The sequence below is a fragment of the Salinivibrio sp. MA427 genome (assembly GCF_001996115.1).
In the GTDB taxonomy this organism is placed as follows: Bacteria; Pseudomonadota; Gammaproteobacteria; order Enterobacterales; family Vibrionaceae; genus Salinivibrio; species Salinivibrio costicola.
Genome location: NZ_MUFH01000388.1, coordinates 1 through 2,002 on the forward strand (window position 1 = coordinate 1; position 2,002 = coordinate 2,002).

3 protein-coding genes are annotated in these 2,002 nt (G+C 49.0%); all 3 read right to left on the reverse strand.

Annotated features, from left to right (window positions below; all coding sequences use genetic code 11):
- Nucleotides 1-335 (reverse strand): cation:proton antiporter (locus BZG79_RS14820; RefSeq protein ID WP_199877975.1); only part of this gene is annotated, 335 nt, incomplete at its 3' end.
- Between the two features lie 172 nt (nucleotides 336-507).
- On the reverse strand, nucleotides 508-1,722 hold the full coding sequence (locus BZG79_RS14825; RefSeq protein ID WP_077575874.1) for an ROK family protein: 1,215 nt from the start codon (nucleotides 1,720-1,722) through the stop codon (nucleotides 508-510).
- A 7-nt stretch (nucleotides 1,723-1,729) separates the two neighbouring features.
- A partial coding sequence (locus BZG79_RS14830; RefSeq protein ID WP_199877978.1) for an amidohydrolase family protein occupies nucleotides 1,730-2,002 on the reverse strand: 273 nt, incomplete at its 5' end.

A 2,002-nucleotide genomic window follows, 5' to 3' on the forward strand; every position in this document is an offset into this window, starting at 1 on the left:
ATCTCTGACAGGCCCATGCTTGATAGCATGGGAAGACTCAAGGCTTTCAGGCCCATTAGCGCTAAGGTAAAAAAGCCGGTTGTCAGCACATTGTGCGCGGTAGCTCCAAACCAAATTTCTTTAGCAAACAGCGTTTTGACATCGAGCTTTAACCCAATTGTAAAAAGGAGAAGGGTGACCCCTAGTTCGGCCAGCTGGGTGATCACGGGGGTGGATTGATACCCCATTGCATGGAGAGCAAAACCGGCAAGCAGAAAGCCAACTAAGGGGGGAAGGTGGCAGCGCATTAATATGTAGCCACTAACAAAAGCGGTTGAGATAAAAACCAGTTCCATATTTTATACTTATTCCAGAGTTGAATGAGACAACGTCTTGTCTGTCACGTGGCTATAATGTACACGTTTTGTGGTCAATCTGTGAATGTAAAATAGTCACTAACTTGGCCGATGAGGGATAGATGTGAAAAGGGGAGAAAAACGGGCTTACAGAGGAGCAAGCCCGATAGCATTATTCTTCGAGTAACTGTTGAAGGAGTTCACCGTTTAGCATCGCACGCTTGACTAAAGCAAACGCCGCCATGGTTGGCTGAGTTTGTAAATCCGCGCTAACGATTGCCAGTTTTTGGTGGAAGCTTGGCAGTGACTGGTTTTCTACACAGCGCTCAATGGCGGGGAATACCACACTTTTGGCGGCGGTGATCTTACCCGCAATGACAACCAGCTGCGGGTTAAACAGGTTCACCGTCATCGCGATCGCTTTACCCAAATGATTACCGACTTTGACTAAGACTTGACGGGCCAGCTCATCGCCTTGCTCGGCGGCTTGGCAAATGGCCTCGATGGTTAACGTTTGATCGTGCGTTAGGCTGCTGGGATGACCTTGAGCCAATAATTGCTGCGCATGCTCAATGATGGCCTCGTTTGATGCGACGGTTTCCAGGCAGCCAAAGTTACCACATTGGCATTTTTTACCGAGAGGGTCGATTTGAACATGGCCGAGTTCACCCACATTCCGGTTGTGACCGAGAAAGATCTGGCCATTGACGATAATCCCTGCCCCAGTTCCGTGATGCACACTGACCAGCATTGAATCGTAGTAGTCTTGACTGGCGCCAAAGTAGTGCTCAGCGAGTGCTTGTCCTCGAATGTCGTTGCCAACAAAGGCTTGCACGCCAAATTCATCGCGCAGTGTATCGGCGAGCGCGAGTTGCTGAATATTAATATTGGGCATGTACTCGACCACACCAGAATCTGGGTCGACCAAACCTGGCATCACAACCGAAATGGCAATGAGCTCTCGAATGGCATGTTGGTGAGTATCAATAAATTGGCTCACGATATCGATTAAGCCTTTGACCAACTGATCTTGATCTTGGTAATGAAAGGTTTCACCGTGCTCAGCCAATGAGGCACCACTTAAGTCATACAAAGATAGCTCAATAAAATGACGCCCCAATCTTACGGCAAGCGTATGAAAAGGGGCGCACTCGGTGGTCAGTGAAATGGCGCGACGTCCACCGGTTGAGGCCTGTTGCGCCACTTCTTTGATCAGGCCTCTTTCCAAGAGTTGGCGGGTTATTTTTGTCACACTTGCAGGAGCCAGTCGACTCACATCAGCAATTTGTATGCGTGAAATAGGCCCTTGTTGATCAATGAGTCGATAAACGGCTGCGCCGTTCAGTTGCTTTACGAGATCGACATTCCCAATTTTTCCGCCAGTCATAGGTGTCCTAGCTGTGTAAATAGTGCCCGTTTACGATCGTTGCTTGAATGTTGATTGAACGGTCAAAAATGGCAAGATTCGCGACTTTTCCGGGACGAATACTGCCATAATGCTGATCAATGCCCATTGCGCGAGCAGGATAGAGCGTCGCCATCCGCAAGGCTTCATCCAAGGCGATCCCTACATGCTCAACACTGTTATGCACCGCTCGGTCCATCGTCAATGCTGAGCCGCCAAGTGTACCATTTTCATCAACACACTTACCGTCGCGGTAATATAC